This window comes from Bradyrhizobium sp. Pha-3, from assembly GCF_042258325.1.
Lineage (GTDB): Bacteria > Pseudomonadota > Alphaproteobacteria > Rhizobiales > Xanthobacteraceae > Bradyrhizobium > Bradyrhizobium elkanii.
The window spans coordinates 3,738,565-3,763,158 of sequence record NZ_CP170151.1; the positions used below are offsets into that span (position 1 = coordinate 3,738,565).

The 24,594-nt window shown below is 64.3% G+C and carries 23 protein-coding genes; 6 read left to right on the forward strand and 17 right to left on the reverse strand.

The window, feature by feature from the left end:
* Positions 1–38: 38 nt before the first annotated feature.
* From ACE10X_RS17185 to ACE10X_RS17205, 5 genes are all read right to left on the reverse strand, one after another.
* Positions 39–488: a hypothetical protein gene (locus tag ACE10X_RS17185; RefSeq protein WP_375764360.1), complete on the reverse strand. Its 450-nt coding sequence runs from the start codon at positions 486–488 to the stop codon at positions 39–41.
* A gap of 23 nt (positions 489–511) precedes the next feature.
* Positions 512–1,000, reverse strand: coding sequence for a DUF5681 domain-containing protein (locus ACE10X_RS17190; RefSeq protein WP_375764361.1), 489 nt, complete (start codon positions 998–1,000; stop codon positions 512–514).
* Positions 984–1,532: a hypothetical protein gene (locus ACE10X_RS17195; RefSeq protein ID WP_375764362.1), complete on the reverse strand. Its 549-nt coding sequence runs from the start codon at positions 1,530–1,532 to the stop codon at positions 984–986. The genes ACE10X_RS17190 and ACE10X_RS17195 overlap by 17 nt, the downstream gene beginning before the upstream one ends.
* A gap of 417 nt (positions 1,533–1,949) precedes the next feature.
* Positions 1,950–3,038 (reverse strand): hypothetical protein, encoded by a 1,089-nt coding sequence (locus ACE10X_RS17200; RefSeq protein WP_375764363.1) that lies wholly within the window; start codon positions 3,036–3,038, stop codon positions 1,950–1,952.
* 263 nt (positions 3,039–3,301) lie between these two features.
* On the reverse strand, positions 3,302–3,568 hold the full coding sequence (locus tag ACE10X_RS17205; RefSeq protein WP_018270931.1) for a hypothetical protein: 267 nt from the start codon (positions 3,566–3,568) through the stop codon (positions 3,302–3,304).
* A 425-nt stretch (positions 3,569–3,993) separates the two neighbouring features.
* Between ACE10X_RS17205 and dinB the strand changes: the two genes are divergently transcribed.
* Both dinB and ACE10X_RS17215 read left to right on the forward strand, forming a co-directional pair.
* Positions 3,994–5,241, forward strand: a complete 1,248-nt coding sequence (gene dinB / locus ACE10X_RS17210) for a DNA polymerase IV (protein WP_375764364.1) — start codon at positions 3,994–3,996, stop codon at positions 5,239–5,241.
* 216 nt (positions 5,242–5,457) lie between these two features.
* Positions 5,458–5,667: a hypothetical protein gene (locus ACE10X_RS17215; RefSeq protein WP_092084574.1), complete on the forward strand. Its 210-nt coding sequence runs from the start codon at positions 5,458–5,460 to the stop codon at positions 5,665–5,667.
* Between the two features lie 80 nt (positions 5,668–5,747).
* Here ACE10X_RS17215 and pyk read toward each other — a convergent pair whose 3' ends face one another.
* From pyk to ACE10X_RS17245, 6 genes are all read right to left on the reverse strand, one after another.
* Positions 5,748–7,163: a pyruvate kinase gene (gene pyk / locus ACE10X_RS17220; RefSeq protein ID WP_375764365.1), complete on the reverse strand. Its 1,416-nt coding sequence runs from the start codon at positions 7,161–7,163 to the stop codon at positions 5,748–5,750.
* A 3-nt stretch (positions 7,164–7,166) separates the two neighbouring features.
* Positions 7,167–8,474 carry a glycerate kinase gene (locus ACE10X_RS17225; protein ID WP_375764366.1) on the reverse strand — a complete coding sequence of 436 codons (1,308 nt, stop codon included), beginning with the start codon at positions 8,472–8,474 and terminating at the stop codon, positions 7,167–7,169.
* A gap of 30 nt (positions 8,475–8,504) precedes the next feature.
* A complete protein-coding gene (gene oxlT / locus ACE10X_RS17230) occupies positions 8,505–9,863 on the reverse strand; it encodes an oxalate/formate MFS antiporter (RefSeq protein WP_375764367.1) in 1,359 nt (452 codons plus the stop codon).
* Positions 9,864–9,928: 65 nt separating this feature from the next.
* Positions 9,929–10,711, reverse strand: coding sequence for a fumarylacetoacetate hydrolase family protein (locus tag ACE10X_RS17235; protein ID WP_038381970.1), 783 nt, complete (start codon positions 10,709–10,711; stop codon positions 9,929–9,931).
* The gene (locus ACE10X_RS17240) at positions 10,711–11,730 is read right to left on the reverse strand and encodes a 2-dehydropantoate 2-reductase (RefSeq protein WP_038381969.1); all 1,020 of its coding nucleotides are present in this window, start codon (positions 11,728–11,730) and stop codon (positions 10,711–10,713) included. The genes ACE10X_RS17235 and ACE10X_RS17240 overlap by 1 nt, the downstream gene beginning before the upstream one ends.
* Before the next feature lie 85 nt (positions 11,731–11,815).
* Complete coding sequence (locus tag ACE10X_RS17245) at positions 11,816–12,229, reverse strand: CBS domain-containing protein (protein WP_375764368.1); 414 nt, start codon at positions 12,227–12,229, stop codon at positions 11,816–11,818.
* A gap of 238 nt (positions 12,230–12,467) precedes the next feature.
* On the opposite strand from ACE10X_RS17245, the gene ACE10X_RS17250 reads away from it, so the two are divergent.
* From ACE10X_RS17250 to ACE10X_RS17265, 4 genes are all read left to right on the forward strand, one after another.
* On the forward strand, positions 12,468–13,310 hold the full coding sequence (locus tag ACE10X_RS17250) for an IclR family transcriptional regulator (protein ID WP_038381967.1): 843 nt from the start codon (positions 12,468–12,470) through the stop codon (positions 13,308–13,310).
* Between the two features lie 186 nt (positions 13,311–13,496).
* Positions 13,497–15,284, forward strand: coding sequence for a glyoxylate carboligase (gene gcl / locus ACE10X_RS17255; RefSeq protein ID WP_375764369.1), 1,788 nt, complete (start codon positions 13,497–13,499; stop codon positions 15,282–15,284).
* Positions 15,285–15,320: 36 nt separating this feature from the next.
* On the forward strand, positions 15,321–16,106 hold the full coding sequence (gene hyi / locus ACE10X_RS17260; protein ID WP_375764370.1) for a hydroxypyruvate isomerase: 786 nt from the start codon (positions 15,321–15,323) through the stop codon (positions 16,104–16,106).
* Positions 16,107–16,232: 126 nt separating this feature from the next.
* A complete protein-coding gene (locus tag ACE10X_RS17265; RefSeq protein ID WP_038381964.1) occupies positions 16,233–17,120 on the forward strand; it encodes a 2-hydroxy-3-oxopropionate reductase in 888 nt (295 codons plus the stop codon).
* Between the two features lie 145 nt (positions 17,121–17,265).
* On the opposite strand, the gene ACE10X_RS17270 is transcribed toward ACE10X_RS17265, so the two are convergent.
* From ACE10X_RS17270 to ACE10X_RS17295, 6 genes are read right to left on the reverse strand one after another with little or no spacing between them, the layout of a single operon-like run.
* Positions 17,266–19,626, reverse strand: coding sequence for a xanthine dehydrogenase family protein molybdopterin-binding subunit (locus ACE10X_RS17270; protein ID WP_375764371.1), 2,361 nt, complete (start codon positions 19,624–19,626; stop codon positions 17,266–17,268).
* Between the two features lie 15 nt (positions 19,627–19,641).
* Positions 19,642–20,103 carry a (2Fe-2S)-binding protein gene (locus ACE10X_RS17275; RefSeq protein WP_375764372.1) on the reverse strand — a complete coding sequence of 154 codons (462 nt, stop codon included), beginning with the start codon at positions 20,101–20,103 and terminating at the stop codon, positions 19,642–19,644.
* A gap of 16 nt (positions 20,104–20,119) precedes the next feature.
* Positions 20,120–21,013 carry an FAD binding domain-containing protein gene (locus ACE10X_RS17280; RefSeq protein WP_375764373.1) on the reverse strand — a complete coding sequence of 298 codons (894 nt, stop codon included), beginning with the start codon at positions 21,011–21,013 and terminating at the stop codon, positions 20,120–20,122.
* Positions 21,010–22,023 (reverse strand): ABC transporter permease, encoded by a 1,014-nt coding sequence (locus ACE10X_RS17285; RefSeq protein WP_375764374.1) that lies wholly within the window; start codon positions 22,021–22,023, stop codon positions 21,010–21,012. Before ACE10X_RS17285 ends, ACE10X_RS17280 begins: the two co-directional genes overlap by 4 nt.
* Positions 22,016–23,032: an ABC transporter permease gene (locus ACE10X_RS17290; protein ID WP_375764375.1), complete on the reverse strand. Its 1,017-nt coding sequence runs from the start codon at positions 23,030–23,032 to the stop codon at positions 22,016–22,018. The genes ACE10X_RS17285 and ACE10X_RS17290 overlap by 8 nt, the downstream gene beginning before the upstream one ends.
* Complete coding sequence (locus tag ACE10X_RS17295; protein ID WP_375764376.1) at positions 23,029–24,567, reverse strand: sugar ABC transporter ATP-binding protein; 1,539 nt, start codon at positions 24,565–24,567, stop codon at positions 23,029–23,031. Before ACE10X_RS17295 ends, ACE10X_RS17290 begins: the two co-directional genes overlap by 4 nt.
* Positions 24,568–24,594 lie beyond the last annotated feature (27 nt).

The window sequence follows — 24,594 nt, forward strand, 5'->3', positions numbered from 1 at the left end:
GATTCAGGACGGCGGCATCATTCAGGATAATACGCGGACTATTTGTCTGAAGAGACCCGGTTAAGCAACGACCGCCAACTGATGGGCAGGCGCCACTTCCTGGCGACGATTTTTGCAGCCCGCTCATGCGGCGGCCCCGACCACCAATCTTGGCGGCGCAGGATCGACCAGCCCCGAAGGCCCGAGCTTCGGTCTCGCTTGGTTAACCAGCCGAGGTAAGCCCGATAATCCGCGGTGGCCGCGGCAAATCGAATTTGCTGGATTGGGCGCTCTTTTGGTCGACCGGCCCTTCGTTTCAACTCGCCCCGGAGGCTCTTTGCGACCAGATCCAAAAACCAGGCGGGCAAGGGTTGATGTGCGTTAGCCGACAGGATATCGGCGAGCTGCTCTGGGCTGGGGATTTCGCCCGCATCGAGGCGCCGCTTGCAGTTTTGCAGGCTGCTAGCCTCGAACAGATCGTAGAGCGTGGGTTTGGATACATCGTCCATCGGATCACCAAGTGGCAGATCGGTTAGATCGAATACTTCTCATGAAAAGCCAGCAACGCCTCGCCTAAAGGCGACGGTTCGCCGCGAACGGCCTTGAGAAATTCGTCGGCCTCCACATTGATTTCGGTACCCGGCTCGATCTTGTGCCTATTGGCTTCCTCCTCCCGTTTTATCCACTCGTCCTCTGTTAGGGCTTCCGGCGTCAGGAGTACGGGACCTTTATTTTCTGGCTGTTCCCTGGCGGTAAGGCCGCGCAATTGATCGATTAGGACGGCGGCCGCGGGGTGTCCGGTTGCTGCGACCGCCTTGAGCTTGAGGATCGCGATCTCAAGCCGGCTCATCGATTGCGTCTTGCCTGAGATCGCGACCGGTTGGGTTTTGAGCGCGAATTCGCGCGTCAGCCGCTCGATGCTGACCGCACCCCTGGGCCGGCCCTTAGGATTGCCCGAGGTCCCTTTGCGGAATCGTGTCGCCGCCGGCGGCGGAACGCGGCCGTTAGATGTCTTGGTCATGATGCACGACTCGCTGCGACGTGGCCTTGGCTTGCTTCTTCAGTTCTTCAATGTGCGCGAGATCCCGCTCAAATTCGGCTTTGAATTTGTCGAAGAGCTCGGCGTCCCAAGGCGGGGGACCGGCGTGTTCAACGAGCCGCTTGCCAAGTAACATCGGAACGCCATTCGGTACCTCGATGACGGCCCGGTTTACGACCTCGGACGACCGGTCGAGGAGCCCAGCCCGCTTGCATTCTTCGAAGAACAGTTTGATGGCGCGAATTTCACCGGCTACGACGCGCTTGAACAGCCCGTGCAGCACCGCCTCATGCGGATGCAGTTTGATCTTTTTGCCACCGATGCGGGCCTCGATCGGCCGCTCCAGCAGCGCGGCAAGATCGGGGGTGGGGTGTTTCGCTAGCGGCCGATTTGGTCGCACCGGTTGCGGCCGCGTCCCAAAACGGGTTGCCTTGGGCGGTTTGCCATAACCGACCTCGTAGGTCTCGTGCGGCTCGTTTTCGCCGCCGGAAAGCTCGTCGTCATCCTTGTTCATCGCGCCGCTCCATCTTTCGCACCGCGGACGCGCGCGGCCCTTGGAGCACAGCCCAAAAGCCAATGCACGCCGAAGCGCGGTTAACCGCGTCCAGTCATTATCGTTCGGGTTTCTGGAGGTTTCTGCGCGGCTCATCGACCGAGCCAGCCAAGATAAAGATATAGGCCCGGATTCTTGATCGTCAAACATATTTGGCAATGAGGTTAACCTGCAGAGCGGCAGGAGTCTTGGGGAGGAGTTTTGCCGCGCGCGGACCGGAATTTCCCGTTCGACGAAGGCCGATTTCCCGTCACGGGTTTGTCGGGAATTGGTCGGGATTCGCGCGAAAAACTCCTAAGCTTTCAGGGGCTTGGTGCAAGGGATTGCGAGCCAACGGGGCATATTCTTCGTATTTGCCCTGTTAATTCCCGTAAAGCCCTAGTTCGGCATCAGCACGGCATCGATGCGGCGGCTGTTTCGTGTGCTGATGATGATGGCACCGTTGCGAGTCGCAAATCTCGCGCCGACAAGGCGCGGCAGCTTTTCCGTGAGCGATGAAGGCAGCGGAATCATTCCGCCGGTGATGGGATCGCCGACATTGATCGGCGCGACAGCTGCGCCGGCCGAAGGCGCTGCCTTGATGTACTCCCTTATCAACTGAATCTCTTCACGCGAGAGGCTGAGGCCGGCCTGTTCGCCTGCGCCGTCAGCCAGCCTCTTTTCCGCCTCGGCCTTGTTCTGCGCATCTTCCTGCTGGGCGGCATCGCGTTTTGCGACTTCGACCTGTTCGAGTCTGGCGAGGCGTTCCCTCAGCGGCGCGAGTTCCCGTCGCAAGACGGCAATGTCCGACTTCAGCGAAGAGAGCTGACCAAGCGCGATCGCGGCGGCAACGCAAGCGACGACCGAGATCAGGCTGAGGCAGGCCACCGCCAGCCCCGTCAATCCGCCTCGACGATCGGCACGACGATCCCGGACATCCTCCGCGGATCGCCGTCGCCGCGCGGCGGCGAATTTGGGCATGGTCGTGCCGAGCAAGCTGACCAGACCGGACAGCCGCGAAGCCACCATGCGGTTCGTCTCCTGAAACGAGCCGAATGCAGGCGCAGGGATGATCGGAGAGTCCCCCAAGGGGATGTCGGCAGCAGTGGTCGAACGGTCCGCGCCGGATGGCTGGCGGTCGTCGCGCGTCATGCCGGGGAGCTCAACGTCGTCGGGACGGTCGATCGCGGTGTCCGCACCTGAATGGCGCGTGTCGGCTGCAACAGTGCCCAATCGTTCCGTTTCCTGTTGATCGAGTCTTTGCTCGATGCGGGAGGCTTCAAGCGAACGCCACAACGAGAGCCCCGAATCGGTGATCTGCAGGCCCGCATCGTTGATCGATGCCCATCCCGATTGGAAGACGTCGGCGTCGCCAAGCTCGGACGGCCGCTTCGACTGCGTGGCTTCATCGCCGGCCGCGATCATGCGCTTGACCTCGCGGCTGACCTCGTCGATCGCGATCCGTTCCCCGGGCCTTGCGGCCAGCACACTCAGGATCGCCAGATTGAACCTCATGCGGCGCCTCGCGATGCCCGATCAACCGGCCCCTGCGGCCGTTTCTCTCCCGTGCAGGCGACGTGTGAGCCTCAGCGGGGTCGAAGCGGATCAATCATGCCGGCACGGACGTCGGTCAGTCAGGGAGTCGAGCAAGTGTACTGGCTCCTCAAGGGGCAAACAATCCGGCACCAGACCTACGACAGATGGTAAGTCGCTCCGCAAACGCGACGCGTCGGGATCACGTTGGCTGCGCCTCAGAGAAACTCGCGAAGCCTGGAGAGCTCGATCACGTGCTCGGGTGACAACACGTCGGGGACGAGGGGAGGCTGCGACTTGGTCCGGATCTCGTAGAGATGTCGCGTCTTCTCGGGCTTGCCCATGAAATCCCGAATGCATTGGTCGAGCGTTCCGTTGACGACCATATAGGGCGCGCGATCCTCTCGCCTCGCGTTGTTGAGAGAAGGCCATTTGTAGAGGTGGGCCGCAGCTTGGAAGTCCACCTGATGAGATTGGTCGGTCATTGCAAAATATCTAGCCGAAAAAGCCCAGCGCGGCAAAGTCAGCCGGCTGATGGGTGAGCTGGTGCGGCAATACGCGCAAGCTGCGTGCGGTCGTCCATCGCAGAAGCCGCCGTCATGCATCTCGAACGATCCGCCGACGTGCCTCGCGTTTGATGCCTCGCAGCAACTCCCGCTTCGATCTCCCGCGGCCGAGATCACGGGCGATGGGGCGAGGCCGGCTGAAGGAAGAGCCGGCAGACCCCCTCGCGCGGCACGCGCGCGCAGTGGCAAGCGCGCGTTGACGACCTGGCTCGCTCGTGGCGCCAGCGGCCGCGACGACGGGTGTCGGATTGACTCGATTCCAGAATGTTCCTATTTTGTTCTATTGTCAATTTCCGCGTCCGGGGACGGGCGGCTTCGGTCAGGTCAGGGATGAACGGGTCGAGATGGCAGCCGCAGCCACCATCCTTCATGCGGACCTCGATGCATTTTACGCATCGGTCGAGCAACTGCTCGAGCCGTCGCTGCGCGGCAAGCCGATCGCCGTCGGGGGCGGGGTTGTGCTGGCGGCGTCCTATGAGGCCAAGGCCTTCGGGGTGCATGGCGGCATGTCGGGGCGGGAAGCGCGCCAACTGTGCCCGCAGCTCGTTTTCGTCGGCGGCCATTTCAGCGATTACCAGCGGCTGGGCGACGCGGCCATCAAGGTGATCGGCGACTTCACGCCGCTGGTCGAGCGAATTTCGATCGACGAGGCGTTTGCGGATGTTGCCGGCTGCACGCACCTGTTCGGGACGCCAGCCGAGATAGCCGCGTCGATCCGGTGGCGCGTGCGCACCGAGCTCGGCCTTCCGATCTCGATCGGCGTCGCCCGCACCAAGCATCTGGCGAAGATCGCCTCGCAGGTCGCAAAGCCCGACGGACTTGTCGTCGTTGATCCCGACGCCGAGCTAAGCTTCCTTCACGAATTGCCGGTTGAGTTGATGTGGGGGGTAGGGCCGGTCACCAGGACCCGGTTGGACGCGATCGGCGTTGCGACGATCGGTCAGCTCGCCAAGTTGTCGGAACGGTCGCTGACGGGCTTGCTCGGTCCTGCAGCGGGCGAGAAACTCGCCGCGCTGGCCTGGAATCGCGATCCGCGACAGCTCAAGGCACACCGGCGCGCGCGATCGGCAGGAGCACAATCGGCACTCGGCCGAAAGCCTGCGATCGAACGAGTCATCCGGCCAACGTTGCTTCATCTCGCCGACCGCGTCGCCACGCGGCTTCGGGCGAAGTCACGACCTGGACGAACCGTGACGGTGCGCGTCCGCTTCGCCGACCTGAAGTCGGTGACGCGCTCGATGACGCTCGATGCGCCGGTGTGCACGACCATCGTCCTGGCCCGGCTCGCCGAGAATCTCGTACGCGCTGCCCTTGCCGACCATCCCGGCGAGAAGATCATCTCGCTGCTGGCGATCTCGGTGTCGCATCTCGAGGAGCATTGGGATCTTGCGCTGGAGCTTCCACTCGGACTGGCGGATGAAGCGCTTCGCCCTGGAAGCCCGACAGGGATGGCCCGCTGGGCGGCGGACCGTGCGATCGACAAGATCCGCGAGCGCTTTGGCTGGGAGGCGATCGGATATGGTTCAGCCGCGCTGGAGGCGGTTCATTCGGTGCCCGATGCGTTTCGCAAGCTTGCCGAGAGAGAGCTCTAGAGCGTTTTCGAGCGAAGTGGATACCGGTTCGCGTGAAGAAAACGCGTCAAAACAAGAATCTAGAGCCCCGTTCCGATTCAATCGGAACGGGATAGGCTCTAGCGCTCGCCGGTTCACGTACCTGTCACTGCATTAAGAAAAGGCAATTTGGAATCGCGGGCTTGTGAGTGGCGCCCCCGCACCGCCGGCTTATTTTGAGCCTGCGGAGGGACAGCCATGAAGCACAGCGCCGAACTGATCCAGACGATGCGCGATGCGTTGGATGCGGTCATGGCAAGCGTGCCGGCGGATCAATCCGTGTTCGGTCTCAAGGCCGCTGTTGCGGAATGCATCCTGCGAGCCGCAGCTCACGGCCAGACATCGTTCGACGGGCTCGTGACGTCCGCATCCGATCAGCTTCAGTCGATCATCTCGATGCTGACCTAGGCGATCGGGATGCGCGCGCCATCGCTCACACTTTGCCGCGCGGAGCGCTGATGATGCAATCGCTCGGGCCGACGGTTCTCTCAGGGCAGCGATACGACCCGTAGATTGTTGGTCGTTCCCGCTTGTCCAAAGGGAATGCCGGCGACCACGACCAGCAGATCGCGGCTCGATGCAAACTGCTCTGCATGCGCGAATGCAGTTGCGCGCTCGACCATCTCCTCATAGCTCTGAACGTCGCCGGAAAGCACGCTGTGAGCGCCCCAAAGCAGGCACAAGCGGCGGGACACTTCGCGGCTTGGGGTGATCGCGAGGATCGGGCGGCTCGGCCGCTTGCGCGCGACGCGTGCCGCCGTGGTGCCGCTCGACGTGTAGGCCACAATGGCTGCGGCGTGAACGACGGAGGCGAGATCGGCCGCTGCCGTTGCCACGGCATGCGGTGGCGTCTGCTCTTCGCCGGGCTGGGTCGCCTCGACGATCGAGCGGTACATCTTGTGTTGCTCGGTGCTGCGGATGATGCGGTCCATCATCTCGACCGCCTCGCGCGGATATCGGCCTGTCGCGGACTCCGCCGACAGCATCACTGCATCTGCGCCATCATAGATGGCGGTCGCAACGTCGGAAACTTCCGCGCGCGTCGGCGTAGGGGCGGCGACCATGGAGTCGAGCATTTGCGTGGCGACGATCACGGGCTTCACCGCGAGACGGCAGGCCCGCACCAGCTCCTTCTGGCGCCCCGGCACGTCCTCATGCGGGATTTCGACGCCGAGATCGCCCCGCGCAACCATGATGGCGTCGCACAACTGGATGATATCGTCGATCCGCTCGAGCGCTGCCGGCTTTTCGATCTTGGCCATCAGACCGGCGCGGTCCCCAATGAGGCCTCTCGCCTCGATGATATCCGAGGGCTTCTGCACGAACGACAGAGCAACCCAATCCACGCCAAGTTTCAGGCCGAACTCCAGATCGAGGCGATCCTTCGCGGTCAGCGGTGAAAGATCGAGGACCGTGCCCGGCAGATTGACGCCCTTGTGATTCGAGATCGTGCCGCCGACGATCACCTTGGCTTCGATGAAATCGTCACCGAGCCCGGTAACGCGAACGCGAACCCTGCCGTCGTCGATCAGAAGGTCATGGCCAGGGGCAACGGCGGCAAAGATCTCCCGATGCGGGAGGGGGATTGCGGTTCGGTCACCTTCCGATCCGGACAAAACGAACCGAATGGCCTCTCCGGCCACTGCTGCGATCTTTCCATCGCGCAAGGTGCCGACGCGGATCTTCGGACCCTGGAGGTCCATCAGGATGCCGATCGGCCGGCCGACCTCCTGTTCCAACTTCCGGATCGCCGCGTGAATGCGTGCGTGATCGCTCTGCGTTCCGTGACTGAAGTTCAGGCGGAATGTATCGACGCCAGCCAGCAGCAGCGCCTCGAGCATCTCGGGGGAACTGCTGGCGGGACCGACGGTTGCGACGATCTTGGCGCGTCGATGGCGGCGCATGGGTCACCTCATTGCTGGCTTGATTCCCGGCTTGCCGGCTGCAATCAGCACGGCGCGGATATCGTTGACATTGGTAAGCGTTGGCCCGGTGCGCACGAGGTCTCCAAGGCGGTCGAAGAACGTATAGCTGTCATGGGCAGCCAGGTACGCCCGTGCGTCAAGCAGATTCGCGGCGGCGCGCCGCAGCGTATCCGGACCGATCAAAGCGCCAGCCGCATCTTCCGTTCCATCAATTCCATCGCTGTCGCCCGCAATGGCCCAGATATCGGACGCGCCGGACAGGGCGACGGCAAGCCCCAGCAGGAATTCGGTGTTGCGGCCGCCGCGTCCCGCCGGCCCGCGCCCGATCGTCACCGTCGTTTCTCCTCCGGACAGCAGCACCGTGGGGGCGGGGCCTGGCTGCGCATGCCTCGCGACTGATAGGGCGATGCCGGCCATCACGGTTCCGAGTTCCCGTGCCTCGCCCTCGATCGCGTCGCCAAGGATGATCGGCGTCAGGCCTTCGTCCCGGGCGGCGTTGGCCGCAGCGTCAAGCGCATGGAATGGAGCGGCAAGGATGCGGACATCAGCATCGATCTCGCCGGGTTTGGGCGTCTCGTCCGCCTGTTCAAGCACAAGCCGCGCCGCTTCCGGCAGGTCGATGGCAAACCGGCCAACGATCTCCAGCGCATCGGCTTTGGTGCTGCTGTCCGGCAGCGACGGACCGGAGGCAATCGCCGCGGGATCGTCGCCGGGAATGTCTGAGATCACAAGGGTCGTGACGCGGGCGGGACGGGCGGCCAGCGCCAGCCGGCCGCCCTTGATCGCGGACAGATGTTTGCGGACAACGTTCATCTCGGCAATTGTCGCGCCGCTTGCAAGGAGTGCCCGGTTGACCGCCTGCTTGTCGGCGAGAGTCATCGGAGATGCCGGAAGGGTCATCAGCGCCGAGCCACCGCCGGACATCAGGGCGATGACGAGATCGTCTGCTGAAAGCCCCTCGACGGCGCGCAGCATGCGAAGGGCAGCGGCCTTGCTCGTGTCATCCGGCACGGGGTGAGACGCTTCGAGCACTTCGATGCGGCCGGCCGGGACCGAATGGCCGTGGCGCGTGACGACGACACCCGAAAGCTCGACGTCAGGCCATGCCGCGTCGAGGCCCGCCGCCATGGCCGCCGACGCCTTACCCGCGCCGACGACGATGCATCTGCCCTTCGGCTTTGCCGGCAGGGCGTTGGCGATCGTGATCCTCGGATCGGCGCTCGCGATGGCGGCGCCGAAGATTCGCCGCAGGGCGGTCCGAGCTCGCACATCCGTCCATTTGTCGCTCAATCGTTTGCGCTCCGGCCGATAGGTCTCTTGTTATGGCGCCTTCTCGAGACGGTCGTAAGACGCGGGTGCCTCCAGTCGACCGCCTTCACCGGGAAAGGCCTTTGCGCGAGCGATTGCGGCACTTGCCGTCGCTTCACTGCCGAGAATGAACGCGCGCCGCATCGGCTTGATCAACAACAAGGCAGTGAGGGCCGCGGTGGCATTGAGTCCAACCGCGACGATGAACACGGCCTGCCAGCCGAGCTGGGAAGAGATGATGCTCGCGAGCGGCACGAGCAGCGCCGCCGTGCCCTTCGCCGTGTAGAGCATGCCGTTGTTGGTGGTTGCGTATTTGGCGCCGAACGTGTCGCCCGACGTCGCGGGAAACAGGCTGTAGATTTCGCCGAAGACGCCGAAATAGATCGCCGTGGCCAGCACGAAGACAACCGGAATGTGACCGTAGGTGGACAGCGTCAGCAACATCAGCGCCGCAGTCGCGAACGCGATGAACATCGTGTGCTCGCGGCCGATATTGTCGGAGACCCAGCCAAAGAGCGGACGGCCGAGACCATCGAAGACGCGATCGAGCGAGATGGCAAAGGTCAGCGCCGCCATCTGGAAGCCTGCCAGGGTGACCGGCGTGTCCGCGATCTTGAAGTCATGGGCGATCGGCCCGATTTGCGCGGCGGTCATCAACCCGCCGGAAGCCACCATGACGAACACCAGGTACATGACCCAGAAGATCGGGGTGCGCAGCACCTGGGGCGGGGTGTAGTCGATCGCGCTCTGCGGCAGATTGAGGCGCTTCTTCCTGGGCGCCTCGACGCCATCCGGCGGGCGGACGAACCAGGCCAGCAGGATGACGATCAGGCCTTGCCCGATCCCGAAGGTCAGGAAGGTGCTCTGGTAGCCGCTGGCGGCAATCATGTTGGCAATCGGTACGACGGTGAGGGCCGCACCGGCGCCAAACCCGGCGGCGGTTGCCCCTGCGGCCAGGCCGCGCCGGTCCGGAAACCATTTCAGCGCATTGCCGACGCAAGCGCCGTAGACGGCGCCGGCGCCAATGCCCGCGACGATTGCTGCCGCGTAAAGCGTGACGAGAGATGAGGCGTATGAGTTCATGACCCAGGCCAACCCGATCATCAGCCCGCCGAACGTGATGACGATGCGGGGGCCGTATTTGTCCACGAACCAGGCCTCCACCGGCACGAGCCATGTCTCCGTCATCACAAAAATCGTGAAGGCGAGCTGGATGGCTGGACGACCCCAGTGAAACTTCGCGTCGATCGGGTCAACGAACAGCGTCCACCCATATTGCAGGTTGGCGATCATCGCCATGCAGACGATGCCGATCGCCAGCTGCAGCCAGCGGAAGCCGCCGGGCGATGATGCCGGTTTCGTGGAGATCATGTGTGCTCCTGAGGCAGATAATCGTCGTTTGCGCCGGCTGCGTCGGGCTATCGCCCCGCCGCCGCCTACTGACGGAATTCGTTGGTCAACTCGCCGATTCCGTCGATCGCGACGGTGACCGTGTTGACGGGCTCCTTCATCACCCCGACGCCTATCGATGTCCCGCAGCAGATCAGGTCGCCCGGCAACAGCGTCATGTCGTGCGAGATCTTGCTGACCAGCGTCTGTGCGCTGAAGATCATGTCCGCGATCGGGTAGTTCTGGCGCTCGACGCCGTTCAGGATGGTGCGCACCACAAGGCGTGCGGGGTCGAGGCCTGAGGCAATGACGGGACCGAAGGGTCCATATCCATCGAAGCCCTTGGCCCGTGCCCATTGCGGGAAGGTCGGGTCGCGATTGAGGATGTCTGCCGCGGTGACGTCGTTGGTGCAGGTGTAGCCGAAGATGAAGGCGTCGGCCTGCTCGGGCGCGACCGCAGTGCAGCTCCTGCCGATGACGATGCCAAGCTCGCCTTCGTAGGTCGTCTTGCCATCATAGCCCAAGGGGCGCCTGATGACGGCGCCAGGCGTGGTGACGCTGGTTGGCGCCTTCAACAGGTACAACGGTTCTGCAGGCTCAGGTGATTTCAGCTTCTCCGCAAGCGCGTGAAAATTGTTCCAGAGCGCGATGATCTTGCTCGGTTGCGTCGGGGCGAGCAGCTCGACGTTGTCCAGCGCCAGCGTTTGTCCAATCGGTCGCGTGTCGCCGAACATGTCCCCTTCGTGCACGGAGATTCCGGACGGGGTGAGTTGCCCGAAGCCGATTTCGGCATGGTGGCGGAAGCGGACCCAGCGCGTAACATTGGCCATCACGCCACCGCCAGCGTTTCTGCTGCTGCGGCGCCGGCCGCCCCGTCATAGAGGCCGGCCAGCCTGGTGCGCTGCGCGACCAGGGCCAGCACCGCATCGAGGGCGGGCGTCGCGATATCAGTCATCCGGCCCATCTCCTGCACCACGGTGATCAGCGGATCGATCTCCACCGGACGTCCACGTTCGAGATCCTGCAGCATCGAGGTCTTGTGCGCGCCGACCTTGCGCGCACCTTCGATGCGGCGTTCGACATCGACCCGAAACTTGACGCCGAGGCTTTCCGCGATCGCCTGGGCCTCCAGCATGATCGCCCGGGACAGCGCGCGCGTGCCCGGATTGCTGCAGATCACGTCGAGCGTCGCGTGGGTGAGGGCGCTGATCGGGTTGAAACAGACGTTGCCCCACAGCTTGAGCCAGATCTCGTCGCGGATACGGTCGAGGACCGGCGCTTTCATGCCCGCGGCCACGAACAGCTCGGAAAGTTTCTGGACGTCGGATGTGATCTCGCCGGAGGGCTCGCCCAGTGGAAAGTTGTTGCCGTAGACGTGGCGGATCACGCCGGGCGCCTCGATTTCGGTGGCGGGGTACACCACGCAGCCGATGGCGCGTTCGGCGCCCAACTCGTTCCACTGCCGACCGCCAGGATCGATGCTCTCGAGCGTCGATCCTTCGTGGCGACCACCGTGCTTGTGGAAATACCAATAGGGAATGCCGTTGACGGCAGTGACGATGCGTGTGCGCTGACCCAGCAGGGGCTGCATGGGTTCGATGACGCCGGTGATCGAATGCGCCTTGAGGCAAATGATGACGTAATCCTGCTCGCCGAGTTCGGCGGGGTTATCGGTACAACGAGGATGCACGACGCGCTCCTCGTCGCCGATCAGGAGCTTCAGGCCGTTCTGCCGCATCGCGGCGAGATGCGCGCCCCGCGCGATCAGGCTGACATCGGCACCAGCGCGCATCAATTCGACACCGAGATAGCCGCCGATTGCGCCGGCGCCGTAGATGCAGATTCTCATGAGATCCTCGCAAGCAGAATGGGGACACAGCAGGAGCCGCAGCGGGCTCGAACCGAGTAGTGTGGCAATGGACTTGGGTAACCTGTCAGGCCGCGCAGGCGGCTTCCTCGTAAGCAAGGGTGATGTCCCGCATGCTCACGACGCCGACGAGCCGGCCGTTGTCGATGACGGGGATATGGCGGATTCCGTGACGGGCCATGAGGCGCTCGACATCCGTAAGCGCATCTTGCGAATTGCAGGACAGCAGCGGCCGCGGCGAAATGAACTGCGCGACTTTCATCGCAAGACCATTGGTGCCGCGCTCGGCGATCACGGCAACGATGTCGCGCTCGCTGAACATTCCGACCACGGCGGCGTCCTTGCTGCGCGAGGCGCTTCTGACCACGAGGGCGCCGACATTGCTCGCGTACATCAGGTTCGCCGCTATGCTCACGGTTTCGTTCGAGCCGATCGCCACCAGGTGCGGACTGTTGTTGCGAAGGATGTCCCCGACGTACATGGCAGCGTTCTCCCGGTTGCGTGATTAGGCTGTTTCGAAATAATCGTGGTATACATTATCCCAGAAGTCAAACAAAAGAATCGAGCCGTTTTAAAAGAAAAATGGCAAAAATACTGACCTATTCGCAGATTTCGTTCCCTTGACTCCGGGGCGTTATGGTATGCCATATGCCAATTCTGGCGCTCGTTCTTGGCGAGCAATTTCGTTCTGAACCGCAACCGGTTAGGGGCAGGTCGTGATGAAAAGAGAGCCGATCAGGCGCAAGCCATCCGATCCCGATCTTCGCGCGCAGCCGGAGCAGGACGTACGCGACGGCGGTGTTCAGTCCGTCGATCGCGCCATGCAAATCCTGGAGACACTTGCAGAGGATGATGAAGGCTATCGGCTGACCGATCTGGCAATCCGCACCGGCCTGTCGCCCTCGACCGTACATCGGCTGCTGACCACGCTCGAGAACCGCAGGTTCGTGCAGTTCGACCGCGAGGAGTCCAAGTGGCACATCGGCGCGCAAAGTTTCGTGGTCGGCTCGACCTTCGTGCGCCGGCGGAATTTTGCCGCCCAGGCGCTGCCTTATCTGCGCAAGCTGCGCGACCAGACCAGGGAAACGGCCAACCTTGCGGTGGTCGATGATGAATCCATCATAGTCGTGTCCCGCATCGAGAGCCGGGAGATCATGCGCTCGCTGACCAAGGTCGGCGGGCGCGTCGCGATGATCGCCTCGGGAGTGGGCAAGGCGGTGCTGGCTACCTATTCCGATGCCGACGTCAACGCGATCATTCGCCGTCAGGGCATGCCGCGGCTGACGGAAAAATCGATCGTGCGGCCCGGCGAGTTGTTCAAGGAATTGGAAAGCGTGCGGCGTCAGGGTTATGCGGTGGATGACGAAGAGGCGCGCCTCGGCCTGCGCTGCGTAGCTGCGGTCGTCTTCAACGACTGCAACGAGCCATATGCAGCGATCTCGGTATCGGGCATGGCGGACAGGCTGACGAACGAACGCTTGCCGGAGATCGGTACGATCGTGCACCAGATCGCAGCCGAACTCACGGCCGAACTTCGCGGGAACCGCACGCAGCAAGCGTAGGCGTAAGGCGGCTGCAATTTCGTCCTTAACGATTTCCACTTCTTCGCTGGCGCTAATCAATTGAAGAGGCGCAAGAAATCGCGAGCCTTGCCACAGCGCGGAAATTCCAATCGATTGCGTTGAGATCAATGCTCGCGGGCCTGATGATCCTGCTCAGGTCAACTCATAGCGAGGCGGGATCATCACATGAAGATGCGAGCGGTGGATGCAGCGGTCCGCATACTGGAACGCGAGGGGATCACTTGCGCTTTTGGCGTTCCCGGCGCGGCGATCAATCCGCTTTACTCTGCACTGAAGCGCAACGGCTCGATCGGTCATATTCTGGCGCGGCACGTCGAAGGCGCCTCGCATATGGCGGAGGGTTACACCAGAGCGAAGGCGGGCAATATCGGCGTTTGCATCGGCACATCGGGCCCCGCCGGCACCGACATGATCACCGGGCTCTATTCGGCGATCGCGGATTCGATTCCGATCCTCTGCATCACCGGTCAGGCGCCGCGGGCGCGGCTCTACAAGGAGGATTTCCAGGCCGTCGACATCGAGTCGATCGCAAAGCCGGTGACGAAATGGGCCGTGACCGTGCGCGAGCCGGCGCTGGTGCCGCGCGTGTTCAGCCAGGCTTTCCATGTCATGCGGTCGGGGCGGCCGGGACCGGTGCTGATCGATCTTCCGCTCGATGTGCAATTGGCCGAGATCGAGTTCGACGACGAGACCTATTCACCGCTGCCGGTCTACAAGCCGACGGCGACGCGGAAGCAGATCGAGAAGGCGCTCGAGATGCTGAACGCCGCGGAGCGGCCGCTGATCGTGGCCGGCGGCGGCGTGATCAACGCCGATGCTTCCGAGCTGCTGGTCGCCTTCGCCGAAGCGGTCAACGTTCCCGTGGTCCCGACGCTGATGGCGTGGGGCGCCATTCCGGACGATCACGCGCTGATGGCAGGGATGGTCGGCCTGCAGACCAGCCATCGCTATGCCAACGCCACGATGCTCGAATCCGACTTCGTGCTCGGCATCGGAAATCGCTGGGCCAACCGCCATACCGGTTCGATCGAGACCTACACGAAGGGCCGCAAATTCGTCCATGTCGACATCGAGCCGACGCAGATCGGACGGGTTTTCAATCCGGACCTCGGCATCGTCTCGGACGCCAAGGCCGCGCTGGAAATGTTCGTGAGCGTCGCCAGGGAGTGGCGGAAGTCCGGGAGGCTGCGCGATCGGCAGGCCTGGCCCGCCGCCTGCCGCGACCGCAAGCGTTCGATGCTGCGCAGGAGCCACTTCGACAACATCCCGATCAAGCCGCAGCGCGTGTACGAGGAAATGAACAAGGCCTTCGGCCGCGACACGTGCTACGTGACCGTGATTGGATTGTCGCAGATCGCCGGCGCCCAGTTCCTCAACGTCTACAATCCACGCAACTGGATCAACGCTGGCCAAGCCGGCCCTCTCGGCTGGACGCTGCCGGCCGCGCTCGGTGTGCGCGCCGCCGATCCCGACCGCGACATTGTCGCGCTGTCGGGTGACTACGACTTCCAGTTCCTGATCGAGGAGCTCGCGGTCGGAGCGCAGTTCAATCTGCCCTACATCCACGTCGTCGTGAACAATTCATATCTCGGGCTGATCCGGCAGGCGCAGCGCGGCTTCGACATGGACTATCACGTCCAGCTCTCGTTCGAGAACATCAACGCGCCCGAGATCGGCGGTTACGGCGTCGACCATGTGGCCGTTGCGGAAGGGTTGGGCTGCAAGGCGATCCGGGTCACTGATCCGAACGACGCGCAGGCAGCGTTCGCGACCGCACGCGAGCTGATGGCGAAGCATCGCGTGCCCGTGGTGGTGGAGTTCATTCTCGAGCGGGTGACCAATATCGCCATGGGAACGGAGATCGACAACATCGTCGAGTTCGAGGAGGTGCTGGATCTTCCGCTCGATGACGTGCCGAGCGCGTCACGATCCGGCACGCTGTTGCCGGCCTGACGACATCTTTCAGCGCATCAAGCGGAGATACGACCCGTGCCCCAATTTGCCGCCAACCTCACCATGCTCTTCAACGAGCTGCCGTTCCTCGATCGGTTCGCGGCCGCCAAGGCTGCCGGCTTCAACGCAGTCGAGTATCTTTTTCCTTATGACTTCGAAAAGGGCGCGTTGCGGGAGGAGTTGACGCGCTCTGGGCTGACCCAGGTGCTGCACAATCTTCCGGCTGGCAACTGGGCCGCCGGCGAGCGGGGCATTGCGATCCTGCGCAATCGGGTCGATGAATTTCGCGACGGCGTGGTGCGCGCGATCGACTACGCCAAGGCGCTGGATTGCCGGCAGCTGAACTGCCTGGTCGGCATCGCCCCCGCCGGAGCGGATACGGCAGTCCTGCGCGAGACCCTCGTGTCCAACCTGCGCTTCGCTGCCGGCGCGCTCGGCCAGCATGGCATCAAGCTCCTGGTCGAACCGATCAACACGCTCGATATTCCCGGCTTCTTCCTGAATCGTACGGAACAGGCGGTGCAGCTCATTTCCGAGGTGGGCTCGTCCAACCTGTTCATCCAGTACGACATCTATCACATGCAGATCATGGAAGGTGATATCGCGCGGACCCTGCAGAAGCATCTCGGCCGGATCGCGCATGTCCAGCTCGCCGACAATCCGGGGCGTTATGAGCCGGGAACCGGCGAGATCAACTACTCCTATCTGTTCAAGCATCTCGACAGCATCGGGTATCGGGGCTGGATCGGATGCGAATACAAGCCGCGGACGACCACGCTCGAGAGCCTCGGCTGGCACGCCGCGCAGACTTTCGTGACCTAGACCTTTCTTCTTTCCGATTGAATCGGGACGAAGCTCTGGAATTTTTGTTTTGACGCGTTTTCTTCACGCGAGCCGAGAGTCGCTCGTTGGAAAGCGTCTTCATCCGGCTGACAGGGAGCAACGACAATGAAAGACATCGGATTCATCGGACTTGGCACCATGGGACGTCCGATGGCCAGCCACCTCCTGGCTGCCGGCTATCGCCTGTTCCTGCACGACGTCGTACCGCTTGCGCCTGAGCTGATTGCAGCCGGCGGCATCGCTTGTGAGTCCGCCAAGCAGGTGACGCAGGAAGCGGACGCCGTGATCATCATGGTGCCGGACACTCCGCATGTCGAGGCCGTGCTGTTCGGTCAAGGCGGCGTCGCGGAGGGCATCTCCAAAGGCATGATCGTGACGGATATGAGCTCGATCTCTCCGCTAGCGACGAAGGAGTTTGCGCGCAAGATCGATGCGCTCGGGGCCGATTATCTCGACGCGCCGGTCTCCGGCGGCGAAGTTGGCGCAAAGGCGGCCAGCCTGACCATCATGGTTGGCGGGCGGGAGCGGGCGTTCAACGCGATGAAGCCCCTGTTTGAAACGATGGGGAAGAATGTCACGCATGTCGGCGGCAACGGCGACGGCCAGACCACCAAGGTTGCGAACCAGATCATCGTGGCGCTGACCATCGAGGCGGTGAGCGAGGCGTTGCTGTTCGCCTCAAAGGCGGGGGCCGACCCCGCGCTGGTGCGCCAGGCGTTGATGGGTGGCTTCGCGTCGTCCCGGATCCTCGAAGTACACGGCGATCGCATGCTGAAGCGCAATTTTGATCCGGGATTCCGCATTGAGCTGCATCAGAAGGATCTCAACCTCGCGCTGGAAGGTGCGCGCGCGCTTGGCTTGTCGCTGCCAGGCACTGCCGCAGCCCAGCAGCTGTTCAACGCCTGTACCGCCCTCGGCGGCAAAAGCTGGGACCATTCCGCTATTCTGAGGGCGTTGGAAGTCATGGCAGGCCACGAGGTCGCCGCTGCCTGAGCTTTATGCAAGGAATGGACGAGAATATCGCGGGCTTGGTCGGTGCGGGGAAGATGGTAACGCTTACCCGCCACGGATCAGGCGCCTTGCGCGCCAAGTCGGTCGCTCATCGTTCGTATCGTTTGCTGGGCATTTTCTGGTGTCCCTAGCGCGCCCCGTGAGGACGAACAAGGTTGTCCGCCCACACCTCGGCAATGTGAGACAGTGCCAGACCCGGCTTGCGCTCGAGCAGAAGTTCGAGCACGCGCGGCGGCGTCAGAGGTAATTCCTGCACCCGCTTTCCTGTCGCGTTGGCGACGGCGCAGGCGACGGCGGCCCCAACATTGAGGATCGGCACCTCGCCGGCGCCCTTGGTGCCGAGCGGCCCCATCGACGGCGCGCCCTCATAGAGGCTGATCTCCACCGGTACGACGTCGAGCGCAAGCGGTACGCGGTAGGTCTCAAAGCCGCTTTGACTGACACGGCCATTGCTGCCGATCGTCACCTCTTCGTGCAGGGCGTAGCCCAGACCCTGCACGACGCCACCCTGGATTTGGCCGTGGATTGCGCGTGGATTCAGCGCACGGCCGACGTCCTGGACCACGCGATAGCTTAGCACCTCGACATGCCCGGTATCGGGATCGACGGCGACCTCGCAGTCGTGGACGGCGAAGACGGGGATGTCGATCGCGTCGATGAAATGACCGGCAACGCAACCGGGCATCGCCGGCACCCCGGCGCCGGTGAAGGCGCCGGTGCCGGCGACCGGTCCGCCCAGCGCTTGAGCCCGGGTCGCGACCTCAGCGACGGTGCGGCCGGAGCCCGGCGCGCCCGCGATCTCGATCCGACCATCGCGCATGACGAGATCGCCGGGTGCGGCCTCGATCATCTCGGAGGCGATCCTCAAAAGCTTCGTGCGGACCTCCTGTGCCGCCGACAGGCTGGCGGCGCCGAGCGAGACGGTGGTGCGGCCGCCACCGACGCCGACATCGTAACCGGCCGCATCGGTATCGGCGGCGCAGACGATCACTTGCTCGGGCGCGATGCCGAGGGTGCTGGCAACGATCTGCGGTAGGCTCTGCATCATCGAGCCGGATCCGATCTCGACACCCGACGTGACCAGGGTCGCCGTGCCGTCGGCGTTCATGTTCACCGTCGCGGCCGACGGGCCGACCAAGACGAACCAGGTGCCGACGGTGGTCGCACGTCCAAGGAGCTTGCCGTCGGTGCGCGCCGGCAGCGGCGCTGCTGCGTCGCGCAACGTATCCATCCGGTCGAGCATCGGGCCGAGCACATCGCCCTCGAATACCTGGCCGGTGGCGCCGAGGTCCTTGTCGCCGAGGACATTGCGACGCCGGAAAGCAAGTGGATCCATTCCGATCCGCGCTGCGATCTCGTCGGTGTGCCGCTCGAGCGCAAAGGTGTTGTAGACGCCGTTGCAGCAGCGGAACGCCCCGTTCGGCGCCGTGTTGGTATAGACCGCGCGCGAGACCATGCGCACGCTGCCAAGCCTGTAGTTTCCGCCGAGCGTGTGTGCGGTCATGGTGGTCAGGAAGATCTGTTCGCCGCCATAGGCGCCGCAGTCCATCAGCACGACCGCCTCGCGGCCCACGATTTCTCCCTCGCGCGTCACCGCCGAGCGGATGCGGATATCGGCGTTCTCGCGGAACAGGCAGGTCAGCATCTCGTCCTCGCGGGAATTGACGAGGCGAACCGGCCGGCCGCTGGCGCGGGCGAGGAGGGCGGCGAAGGGCTCAACCGCCAGATCGAACTTGAGACCGAAGCCACCGCCGACCGGCGGCACAGTGACGCGCACCTGCGACGCCGGCACGCCCAACACGCGCGCGGTTGCATTGCGGATGCTCCAGGGAACCTGCGTCGACGTCTCGATATGGAAGCGGCCGTCCTCATAGCTTGCGACGACCGCGCGCGGCTCGAAGGCCACGTGGTTCTGCCGGCCGACGCGATAGAGACTGTCGACGATCTCGACGTCAGGCCGCGCAAAGGCGGCGTCGACGTCGCCGCGAACGACGGTCGCCTCCCAGGCGACATTGCCCGCACGCGCGCCGCCTTCGAGCAGCACCTCATAGCTGCGCCAGTCCGGATGAACCAGCCGCGCATCTGGTGCCAGCGCATCCGCCATGGTCAATATTGCGGGGAGTTGCTCGATTTCCACGTCGATCGCCGCGAGCGCGGCTTGCGCCTGCGCCAACGTGACGGCTGCGACCGCGGCAAGCGGTTCGCCGTCGTAGCGAATGACATCGCGGGCGAACAGCGGGTGATCAGCGATGCCGATGCCGATCATGCCAGGCGCGTCTGCCGCTGTCACGATTGCACGTACCCCCGGCATTCGGGCAGCCCTCGACGTGTCGAGGCGAATGATCCGGCCCGAGGGCACGCCGGCACGCAGCACCGCGGCGTGCAGCATGCCCGGCAGATATCGATCGATGGTGTAGCGCGTGCGGCCACGCAGCTTGTCGGCGGCGTCCCGCCGGCGCAAATCCATCGTCGCGGAAACGTCGGACATGCTTGCGCCTCCCGATTATGCGTTGGCCAAGGCGAGCAGCGTCGCCTCGACGATGCGTTCGTATCCCGTGCAGCGGCAGATGTTCCCGGTGAGTGCCGCCCGGATATCGTCACGGGTGGCGTCAGGCCGGGTCGTCAAGAGATGCGTCAGGCTCACCACCATGCCGGGAAAGCACATGCCGCATTGGACCGCATCGCTGGCCTCGAGGGCCGCCTGGATGCGGTTCAGTTCGCCGTGAGGCGCAAGGCCTTCGACGGTGTGGATCTCGCGGCCATCGGCCAGCGCGGCGGGCAACAGGCACGATGGCGTCGGCTCGCCATCGACCAGCACCATGCAGGCACCGCAAAAGCCCTCGCGACAGACCGGTTTCGCGCCGGTCAGATGCATCTCCTCGCGCAGAACGTCGATCAGCGGCGTGGCGGGATCGGCCGCGGAGGAAAAAAGATGATCGCCGTTCACGGTCAAGTTGAATACCATGTCGATCCCCGCCAGTTCAGGAGCCAAGCGCTGCGATCGCAGCGCGGCGGACGAGACCGGGTAGCACGCTGACCCGATACCAGGCCGGGGCATCAACGCTGTCGCGGCCGACGAACTCGTCCGCCAACGCGGCCGCGGTCTGCGCGGCCTCCGCCGCATCGAGCGGACGTCCGATGAGCGCTGCCTCGAGCCGCTCCCAGCGGCGCGCCACCGGCTCGACTGAACCGACCGCGACGCGCGCCGCCTGGATACGGCCTGCTGCATCGATGCTGACCGACAGGCTGACAATGGCGACCGGGTAGTCACCCGATTTGCGCAGCGGCAGGCGGGCATGGGCGCTTCTGCGCGCCGCCCGCGGCAAGATGATCCGTGTCACCAGATGACCAGGGGGAAGGGACGATCGGATCTTCAGGAAATGCGCCAGGCCGATGCGCTCGCGGCTGCCGCGTGCGGACATTTCGACTCGGGCATCGAGGCAGAGCAGCGCCGGCACGCAATCCGCTGCGGCGAATTCCGACGTCGCGAGGTTGCCGCCGATCGTCGCCAGCGCGCGGATCGCGGGATTGGCGGAGCGGCCGGCGGCGTCGAACAGGACCGCGAATTCCGGAAGATCGGCCAGGGCCGCCGCGAGTGCCGCATGCGTAACCGCGGCGCCGATCTCGATTGCATCGCTGTCGATACGGACCGTGGTCAGCTCGGCGATCTTGCCGATCGCGACATAGTGTGGCTTCAACCGTTCGTGGCGGATCGGCGACCGCATGATCCATGTGCCGCCCGCAAAGGCGGCGCCGGCCGCGCCGAATTCGCTCAGTGCGTCGAGTGCGGAAGCGAGCGAGGGCGCGACGTAGATCGACGCAGGTGCCTCGTGCGTTTCGCCAGCGACGCTCTGCATGGGAGAACCCGTCGTCATTGGCGCCGCTCCAGTCGCAGGCGATCGAGCAGAACGCCGACGATGACGATCGCGCCGAGCACGACCATCTGGACGTATCCGTCGATCCGGGTGAGGTTCATGCCGTTGGACAGAATGGTGATGAACAGGGCGCCGAGCACTGCGGTGCCGACTCCACCGCGCCCGCCGGCCAGGCTCGTTCCGCCGACCACGGCGCCGGCAATCGCCTGCAGTGAAAGCGCTCCGCCGAGGTTCGGCTCGCCCGATCCGGTCCGCGCCGTCATCATGATCGCTCCGAGCGCCGCAAGTCCGGAACACAGCACATAGGTCGCGATCAGGGTGCGCTTGACCGGCAGGCCGGCGACCGCCGCTGCGCGCGGGTTGGTGCCGATGAGGTAAAGCGAACGGCCGAACACCGTCCGCGTCAGGGTCCAATGGAGCACGGCGCCGACGCCGACCGTGATCGCGATGGCCGCCGGGATACCGAAGACGCTGCCGCCGTAGAATATCTGCGAGAACGGCGCCGGCACGCCTTGCACGGGCCGTCCGGACGACAGCGTGGTCGCAACTCCGATCGCGATATTGTAGCTGCCGAGCGTTGCGACGAAGGGGTTGACCCCGAGCAGCGCAATAACCACGCCGTTGAAGAGGCCGCACGCGGTGCCGAGCAGGAAACCGGCACCGAGCCCGGCGAGCAGCACGGCGCCTGTACCATGGCCCGACGCCGTGGCGCCGGCCATCGCCAGCGCGGTGCCGACGCTCACCATCGATACGGTCGGGCCGAGTGCGAGGTCGAAGCCGCGCGTCAGGATCACCACGGTCTGGGCCATCGCGAACAGGGCCAGATAGCTGGTCTGCTGCGCGATGTTGAGCAGGTTGGCCGGCGACAACACGCCGCGGTCGACCGCCGCGAAGCCGAGCAACAGGGCCACCAATGCGACCGGCAGCACTGCGCTCCAGAGCCAGCGACCTGGCGCCAATTTCGGGCGATCCGCGTTCTTGGCGGCGACGGACAATTCGAGGTCAGACACGAGCCTTGCTCCGTCGGCTGAGTTCGTCCAGCGCCACGGCTGCGACCATGATGACGCCGAGGAAGACCGGCTGCAGCCGGGAGTCGACGTGCAAGAGGTTGAGGGCATTGCCCAGGATGGTCAGGAACAGGGCGCTGATGGCAACGATTTCGATGCGCCCGACACCGCCGCGCAAGCTCACGCCGCCGATCACGGCGGCCGCGATCGATTGCAGCATCATCCGGTCGCCGCCGAAGCTGGCCTGGCCTGAGCCGACCTGCGCGGTCAGCAGGATGCCGGTCAGTGCCGCGAGCATGCTCGAGACAACGTAGGTGCCGACGACGTGGCGCTGGATCGATACGCCCGACACGATGGCCGCATCGACATTGCCGCCGATCGCGTAGACGTAACGGCCGAACAGTGTGCGCCGCTGCGCAAGCACCATCACGATGATGATGACCAACGCGACGTGGACCGCGGTCGGCAGGCCGAGCGCCTGGGCGCGCCCAAAGCCCTTCACGAAGATATCGGGCATGCCGTAAACCGGGATTCCGTTGGTGATCATCAGGCCGACGCCCGCAGTCGCCGACATCGTGCCCAGGGTCACTACGAAGCCGGATACTTTGAGCTTCGCCACGCAGAATCCGTTGACGAGCCCGACCACGGCCCCGGAGCCGAGTCCGGCCGCTATCCCGCTGGCAATGACGAGGGCGTTGTTGCCGGGAAACGCGGTGGCTGCGGCGGCCATGGTCTTGGCGGTGACGACGCTCGCAAGCGCCACGACGGCGCCGACTGAAAGATCGAAGCCGCCGGCGATGATGACCAGCGCCTGACCGCAGGCGACGATCGCGAGCAGCGACGCGTTGCGCAGGATGTTGAGGATGTTGATGATGCCGTAGAACTGCGGATCGACCGCCGACATACCGGCGACGAGCAAGACCAGCAGGGCCGGCAGGAACCCGACACGGCCTGCGATCGATCGCAGGCCGATCGCGCCTTGCGGGTTTGCGGTGACCAGTGCGGTGTTCACGCGACCTCCGCGGCGAGATGGTCGCGGAAGAAGCTCGACAGCACGTTCTGCTCGGTCTTCTCGGCGCCCTTCAGCTCGGCGGCGATGCGGCCGTGATGCATGACGTAGAGCCGGTTCGACAGCGCCAGGACCTCCGGCAATTCCGACGACACCACGATCACGGCGGCGCCGGCCTCGACCAGGCGCTTCATGAACTGGTAGACCTCGAGCTTGGCGCCGACGTCGATCCCGACGCTCGGCTCGTCGAACAGGAACACGGTCAGCTCACGCGTGAGCGCGCGTGCCAGCATCACTTTTTGACGGTTGCCGCCGGACAGCGCGCCGGCGCTCCTTTCGATGTTCGGCGGCCTCAGCTGCAACCGCTCCATGATGTCCGCGATCGTGGCGCGTTCGACGGCCTGCCGCAGCACGCCGAAGCGCGCGAACGCGGGCAGGTCGAGCACCGTCATCGATGCGTTCTCGCGGATCGGACGGGACAGCGCGAGCCCTTCGGCAACTCGGTTGGCAGGAAAATAGGCGATGCCGCGCTTGAGGCTTTGCCTGGGGCTCGGGAATTCGTAAGGCAGACCGTCGATCCGGATCACGCCTGATGCCGTCGGCTCGATGCCGTAGACCGCGCGGATCAGCTCCGATTTGCCGCAGCCGACGAGACCTGCGATGCCGGTGATCTCGCCGGCGCGGGCATGGAAATTCACCTCCTGAACGCTGCCGTCCGCGAGCGTCAGGTTTTCGATGTCGACCATCATTTTGTCAGGCCGGTGGGCGATGGTCGGGAACAGCAGGTCGATCCTGCGGCCGGTCATCAGTTCCACCAGCTCGCCGTCGGTCGAGCCGGCGGCGTCGAGGGTCTGGATGTGGCGTCCGTCGCGCAGCACCGTCACACGGTCGGCAAGGGCGCGGATTTCGCGCATGCGATGCGAGACATAGATCAGCCCGACATTCTGGCTCTTCAGGCGCGCGATCAGCTCGAACAGCCGTCCGGTCTCGCGCTCGGTCAACGAGGCGGTCGGCTCGTCAAGGATCAAAAGGCGGACGCGGCCGAGCAGGGCCTTGGCGATTTCGGCCATCTGCTGGTGCGCGCGGGAAAGGTCGTCGATCCGTTGCGCCGGATCGAGATCGAAGCCGAGCTCGTCGATCAGCGCCCTGGCGCGCTTGCGCATCTCGCGTGAGCGCAGCACGCCGCCATGCGTGACCTCGCGGCCAAGGAACAGGTTCTCTTCCACCGTGAGGCTCGGGATAAGCGAGAACTCCTGAAAGACCGGGCTGATGCCGATCGCGCGGGCCCGCTGCGGCGTGAGATGATGGATCTCCTCGTCGCCAAAATGGAACGTGCCTTCGTCCGGCGGAAACGTTCCGGAGACGACATTGATCAGGGTCGATTTGCCGGCGCCGTTCTCGCCGAACAGGACGTGAAGCTCGCCGGCACGAACGTCGAGGTCGACCCGGTCGAGCGCGCGAACGCCGGTGAAACGCTTCGATATCCCCCGCAATCGAAGCAGAGGCTCGGCAGGCTTCGGGGCGATCTCGACATCCATTCGCGTCTCCGTTGGGCCGTGAGCAGG